Consider the following 5,735-nt stretch of genomic DNA (forward strand, 5'->3'; position numbering starts at 1 on the left):
GCCGACGACGGCCAACCTCATCGGCGGCGAAAATCTCGATTGGTGAAACAACTGAAGCGCATGCCATAAGGCAATGCCTTAAGACCATTTGCTCAATCAGAGCAGACGGCCCTCACCGCAGGCTTACTCAAGAAAATCCCACTCATGACTTCATCACGTCTGAGGCTAAGATAGATGTGAGAGGTTCCCAAAATTTCATCGTATCTTGTTTTGTGAGAGCTTAGCATCATAGGATAGGCTGATAAGGCAACGCCTTGGACGTCAAACTTGGAATAATACATGAAAATCAAAGATATATATCTGGGCGAAGTCGACGCCAAGAATGAGATCTTGAAGCAAATGCGTACAGGGTCGGACGATTTCTAGAGGTCATTCACCACACCAAGAAAGATCGATGTCGATGATTTTCTTGAAGGGCAAAAGTACTTCATTTATGGCCTCAAAGGCGCCGGGAAGACGGCTCTTTTGAGGTACCTGCACGAAAAGATATCCAAAAGTAACCGCCAATCGGAAGTAATTTTATTCAAGTCTCACGGCAGTGAGGAGGATCGCCAAGGCCTTTCTAGGGGTGCTGGGTTTCAAATACTTAGCACCGAAGGTGTTTCATCTTTCACCCAGGACTTCAAGGAATCCTGGAAATGGATGATATATCAGAAAGTGGCAGGGATACTTCATGATAAAGATTTTCAGGGGCCAGCAGCTGAAAAACTATACAAACTAACAGGAGTAGCAACTTCTCACGTCGGGGGAACGCTAGGTGCCCTATTTTCAAAAATAAGCTCCGGAAAGCTCACCTTGAGCGGCGAAGCGTATGGCGTGGCCGTCAGTCTCGGAATAGAGGGCGAGCAAAAATCAGACACTATTTCTGTTTCACCTGCAAATGCAAACCGCGTCTGCGCAAAGCTGTTAAATGACATTGACTTTGGTACAGGGGTCTACCTTTTATTCGATGAGCTTGAGCTGGTCCATCAGACTCAAGATCAATTTGATCGAGATCGCAGGATATTACGTGATCTAATTTATGTAATATCTCAGATTAACGCAGACTCTGCAGAAAATGGAAGATCACTTTTCCTAATTTCCACACTTCGCTCTGAGGTTTTACACTCTATACTTGAGCTCGGCCACGAGATAAGCAAGGAAGTTGATGATTTTGGAGACAAGGTTGATTGGTCAGACGCTAGCGATGGGCCAAATCATCCACTACTCGCCTTGATGGCAAAAAAATATCCACCTCCACAGGGATTCCCGAAGGTGAGGTGTGGACAAGAGTATTTCCAGAGAACATAAACAATCAAGAGTGCCATAAATTCATCCTACGGTCCTCATACTACAGGCCGCGAGACATAGTGAGACTTCTTAGGGTTGCAAGAAGCTACGATGATCAAAGTGAAAAATTCACCAGCGCTCATTTTGATGAAACAGCGCTGGAATTTTCTAGACAGACGTGGCTAGAGATAACCGAAGAGCTTCTCGCGACCTATTCCCCTGCAGAGATCTCAGCACTTCAAAGGTTCTTTTTGGGGTTTAGCACTCTATTCTTTAAGTCGCACATCGAGAACAGAGTGAAGGTTAGATACTCGAAAGATTCTTTTGTTTCCGATCTATTTAAAAGGAAGGGCGTCGACGGCATATTAACGGACCTCTACCGAATTGGCGTGATAGGGAACAACTTCCTTGTAAAGACTGCAATGGGAAAAAACGAACGGCGAGACCGATGGATATTTCGGGGCAACACCACACTAAACGACCAAGAAAGAATGGCTATACATAAGTCACTCTGGAAGCATCTATCACTTGTTCCGGGGATTGCGCCTTAATACTGTTTGGAATTGCATAAATTGGCTGTCTGACAGGAGTGCGCTGGCGGACGGCCAATCTCTCGCAGTTTGCGTCAAGCATACTCTACAGGTGTAACGAGACTCCGTTCTTGAGTTGCACTGTAACAGCCTTGGCACCCGGGCAATCGCTCGCTGTTCAGCCAGAGGTGCCGCTAATGGCCCTCTCTACTAACTTTGACTCCCTCCGCGCCCTTTTCGCTCAGTTCAGTGATTGGTGCTGACCTCACCTTAAAGCCTGTCTGCCCCACCGGGCAGAAAGAACGCCGCACCGCTCACCGATGGCCGCTTTTCCGGTATCGCTGCGGTCGCCACGCCGCGCTCCCGTCTGACCGCTTTCCGCCCTTTGCTGCAAGTCACCCTCGCTCAAAGAACCCCGGGTGCGGCTGGTTCAGTCCGAGGGAGATGGTCCCGGCGCCAAAGCGCGCGTTGATGAAGTCTGCAGCTTTTGAGGCGCGCTCGGCCCGGCTCAGCTCGCCCGGACGCAGAGGTCTCAGCAGATCGCCACTCCGGTTCGATAACATCTCTACCTCGGTGAGGTTAACTCCGATCATGGCCAGTTTCATGTGCCGGATCTTCGGCCAGGCCGCGCGCCAGAGGCCGCGGTTGATCCGCATGAAGGTGAGCGTGTCCTGTGATGGCGCGCATTTGATCGATCCGGCAATGGTTGCAGCGCCCATCGGGGCGAGCTGAAGCGTGAAGCGGGCCGCGGTCCGGCCATCACGGCGCAGCCGGGCTGTGGCTTTCTCAATCAGCCATCGTGAAACCATATAGGCCTCCTGTGGCCTGCGAAACTCGGGCGCCAGCACCTTGCTGTTACCGTAGCCGCCGCGCTGGGTGTCGAGGAGGGGAATATGTTCGCCCTGCAGCGCCCGGACAAAGCGCTCGCCCTCAACGCTGCGCCAGATCGCACGGGCATGGCGTGGATCGAGCTGGCACAGCCGGGTCATGGTTGTGATGCCGGCCGCTTCCAGCCTGGCCCGCATTTTGCGCGAGATCCCGGGCAGATCATCGAGAGCCAGATGCGCGATCCGGTCCGGCATATTCTCCGGGCCGAGCCACTGGCAGCCATCCGGCTTCTCCAGCTTGCCTGCGATTTTGGCGAGCAGGTGATTTGGGCCAATCCCGGCCGAGAAGCGCAGGCAGGCTCCGACCTCGGCCGCCACAGCTGCTTTCAGGCTGGTGACCAGATCACGCGCGCCGGGCAGGGTGGTGGCCTCTCCTGAGAGGCCGAGCTGAAACTCATCGACCGAGCGGATCCGCTCCAGCTCAGCGAAGCGATCAAGCACCGCTGCCACGCGCAGGTTATAGCGGACATAGAGGCGGTGCCGGCTTGGCAGGAACACAATGCCCGGGCAGAGGCGGCGGGCATCGGGAACGCTGGTGCCGGTCTTTATGCCAAACGCTTTCGCTTCATAGCTGGCCGCGACACAGCAGCCCTTTTCATTCTCCATCGCTGTGATTGCGACAGGCCTGCCTCGAATCGTGGGATCGAGCTGCTGCTCGACCGACGCGAAGAAGCTGTTCATGTCGAGGTATAGTGTGCGGAACGGCCCCATGACCAAGACCTCGTAGCTGGAAATGGTCACCCATGTGTTCTATATTTGTTCACCTTGGCAAGGGGGCAATGATGGACAGAAAAGCGCAGCTGCGGAACGTTGCCTTTGGCGGTGCCTGGTCTGAGCAGATCGCCGGTAACGAGGCATTGTCATTGTCGCTTGAGGCGCTGCGCGCGGCCTGCGACAGGACGGCCGATGAAGATCTGAGAGATGATCACGATCTGAATTATGCCCTTGGCGTCGTGTCACGGACCCATCCGAAGGGGCGTGATCTGGAGAGGGCCTGGGGCCGGGCACTGTCTCTGCCAGAAGCGCCTGACCGGGCGCGAGAGCTTAGCCGTATCGTCGGGTTGCTTGAGACGGGGGTTGCAGCGCGGCTGCGGTGAGAAGCCGGAGTATCCGCTCGTAGCATAGTATCTGTTACGTGTAACAGGTTGGAGCAAAATGAACTGCCATCAACCATGAACAAACACCATGTAAACGAGGGGAATTAATAGAACATATGCCCCGAAACCGCCCTCCGAAGGCAGGGGTCACAGGTTCGAATCCTGTCGGGTGCGCCAATCTCCCAAAATGTCATTGATTATAAACGATTAATCAGAACTCTTTGGAAACTTTCCTATCTGGTTTCCAACTATTTGTTCCCGTTCCGCTCCGAGTATGCCCTTTTGGTCTGCCTGCTTGGTGTAATGTGCAATTTCGCTCAGGCTGCTATGGCCAGTCCAGGCTCCGATTTGTGATGTAGTTGCTCCGGCGATAGCAAGGGCTGCGGCTCGGGCCTTACGTAAGCCGTGAGCGGTACAGTCAACTGGCAAGCCCGCCTCCGAAGCGATTGCGCTCACCCACTGTGACAATCCCTTCACGCTGCGTGCTCGGCCGGTGCCAGTCACGATCCACAGTATTCGATCTGAAGGCAGAGCGTCGATCAGGTGAGCGTGATCATTTGACATTGGGGCTGCCCAATGCGGGAGGGCGCGGATTGGGCAGGTGGCCGGGCCCTTAGTCTTAGCCTGGGTGAAGCTGAGCCAACCTTCTCTATCGACTTTCTGCCAGCCAAGTGTGACGGCATCGACGCAGCGCGCGCCAGTCCAGTAAATCACTTCAAAAGCAATACGTTCTGGAGACCCTCTCATCCAAAACGCGCGAAATTGTTCAATTTCCTTCTCAGTCCATTGCCGATGAGGTGATACCTCACCTCGTGCTGCACGAATTCCCGTTGATGGATCAGTGGTTATCCAGCCTTCTTCAAGTGCGTACTTAAGGATTGAACGCCAGGCTTTCAGCCGGTTCTGGGCCGCTCCGGGTGTAAATGCTCGGATATCCTTGCGCAGATGTTCCGTTCGCAGGTCTTTCACAAGAGCTACGCCGCGTTGTTCACTGATTTTGCTAAGAGTTCTACGCCAGACAGCCCGTGTGCTGTCCGCCATGCGCCGATATTCTGAAGACGCCAGATAAAGCGTGATAAGGGCCGCGATGCTTCCCTCAGCCACTCTCGACCGTGGCGCCACTTTACCTGCCTCGACATAGGCAGCGACAAACGCTGGGTGATTTTCCGGCAAATTCGGCAAGGGGATCAGCTGGTCGCCGACCCGTCGATAGAGGTAGCGCTGGCCGTTTTTTTTGACGACAGACTTGATGCCGCTCAGTCGAAGACCGCGTCGCATGTGTTCTCTCCAAGTGTATCTTTTTCATAGGGAAGATCGGACGCGAATCGGTCGAGATCAAAACGATCAAAGAGCCTCCTTCCATCCATCATGCGGCGAGGGATGTTCAGTCCGCGCAACTTGGTTTCGCTGACCCCCATGTATGCGGCAGCCTCAGCTGCCCCTAGCAGGCGGGGCTGGTAGCTGATGTGCGCATGCTTTCCCATATTCACCCTCCAATCATTTCGTAAACACCGAGCGCTTTCAGCCGCTCACGGCTCTGTGTGGTGGTTTCCAGCATCGTCGCGGGCGTTGTGCCAGCGGGGCACAGCTCCCAGTCTTTGAGCCCGAGTTTGCGAGCGAGGGTCTTGGCTTGGGCAGGCTGGCGGAGCGGATAGGGGCAACTCTTGACGGAGATGCCCCGCGCCCGGATCCAACCGACCTTGTGTATAGGCACTTCGCCTGACCGTCTGCTAAGGGCTCAAAGCCACAGTCTTCTGACCTTGCCGGTGACAGGTCCCTAACCCATTCCAGCCGATCGATAGCAGGGATGGGTTCTGGCATGGAATGAATAGCCCCGAGTTTCTTAGACACCTTCGTGTGTCATCGCCTGGCGGCGTTCGAACTCTACTGGTGAGAGCATGCCGTTTCTCGCATGCTTTCGCTTGGGGTTATAGAACATCTCGATGTAGTCG

General features: G+C 54.4%; 5 protein-coding genes and 1 pseudogene. 2 read left to right on the plus strand and 4 right to left on the minus strand.

Annotated elements, in window-relative coordinates; all coding sequences use genetic code 11:
• Positions 1 to 429: 429 nt before the first annotated feature.
• Positions 430 to 1,820 (plus strand): annotated as a pseudogene (locus tag H0485_RS22065) (P-loop ATPase, Sll1717 family).
• Between the two features lie 374 nt (positions 1,821 to 2,194).
• Here H0485_RS22065 and H0485_RS20795 read toward each other — a convergent pair.
• Entirely contained in the window at positions 2,195 to 3,427 is a 1,233-nt protein-coding gene (locus H0485_RS20795) for a DNA polymerase Y family protein (RefSeq protein WP_226937812.1), read from the minus strand.
• 38 nt (positions 3,428 to 3,465) lie between these two features.
• On the opposite strand from H0485_RS20795, the gene H0485_RS20800 reads away from it, so the two are divergent.
• Positions 3,466 to 3,783, plus strand: coding sequence for a hypothetical protein (locus H0485_RS20800; protein ID WP_226937813.1), 318 nt, complete (start codon positions 3,466 to 3,468; stop codon positions 3,781 to 3,783).
• Positions 3,784 to 3,990: 207 nt separating this feature from the next.
• Here H0485_RS20800 and H0485_RS20805 read toward each other — a convergent pair whose 3' ends face one another.
• The 3 genes from H0485_RS20805 to H0485_RS21965 all read right to left on the minus strand — a co-directional run.
• A complete protein-coding gene (locus H0485_RS20805; protein WP_226937814.1) occupies positions 3,991 to 5,061 on the minus strand; it encodes a tyrosine-type recombinase/integrase in 1,071 nt (356 codons plus the stop codon).
• Positions 5,040 to 5,267 (minus strand): helix-turn-helix domain-containing protein, encoded by a 228-nt coding sequence (locus H0485_RS20810; protein WP_226937815.1) that lies wholly within the window; start codon positions 5,265 to 5,267, stop codon positions 5,040 to 5,042. Before H0485_RS20810 ends, H0485_RS20805 begins: the two co-directional genes overlap by 22 nt.
• Before the next feature lie 359 nt (positions 5,268 to 5,626).
• Positions 5,627 to 5,735: IS3 family transposase (locus H0485_RS21965; RefSeq protein WP_354002472.1), on the minus strand; the 109-nt coding region annotated here is incomplete at its 5' end.

Source organism: Pseudogemmobacter faecipullorum (assembly GCF_020539525.1).
GTDB classification, from domain to species: Bacteria; Pseudomonadota; Alphaproteobacteria; order Rhodobacterales; family Rhodobacteraceae; genus Pseudogemmobacter; species Pseudogemmobacter faecipullorum.

Coding starts and splice junctions, on each gene's coding strand:
- H0485_RS20805 (WP_226937814.1), bottom strand. CDS start 5,061: ATGCGACGCGGTCTTCGACTGAGCGGCATCAAGTCTGTCGTCAAAAAA.
- H0485_RS20800 (WP_226937813.1), top strand. CDS start 3,466: ATGATGGACAGAAAAGCGCAGCTGCGGAACGTTGCCTTTGGCGGTGCC.
- H0485_RS20810 (WP_226937815.1), bottom strand. CDS start 5,267: ATGGGAAAGCATGCGCACATCAGCTACCAGCCCCGCCTGCTAGGGGCA.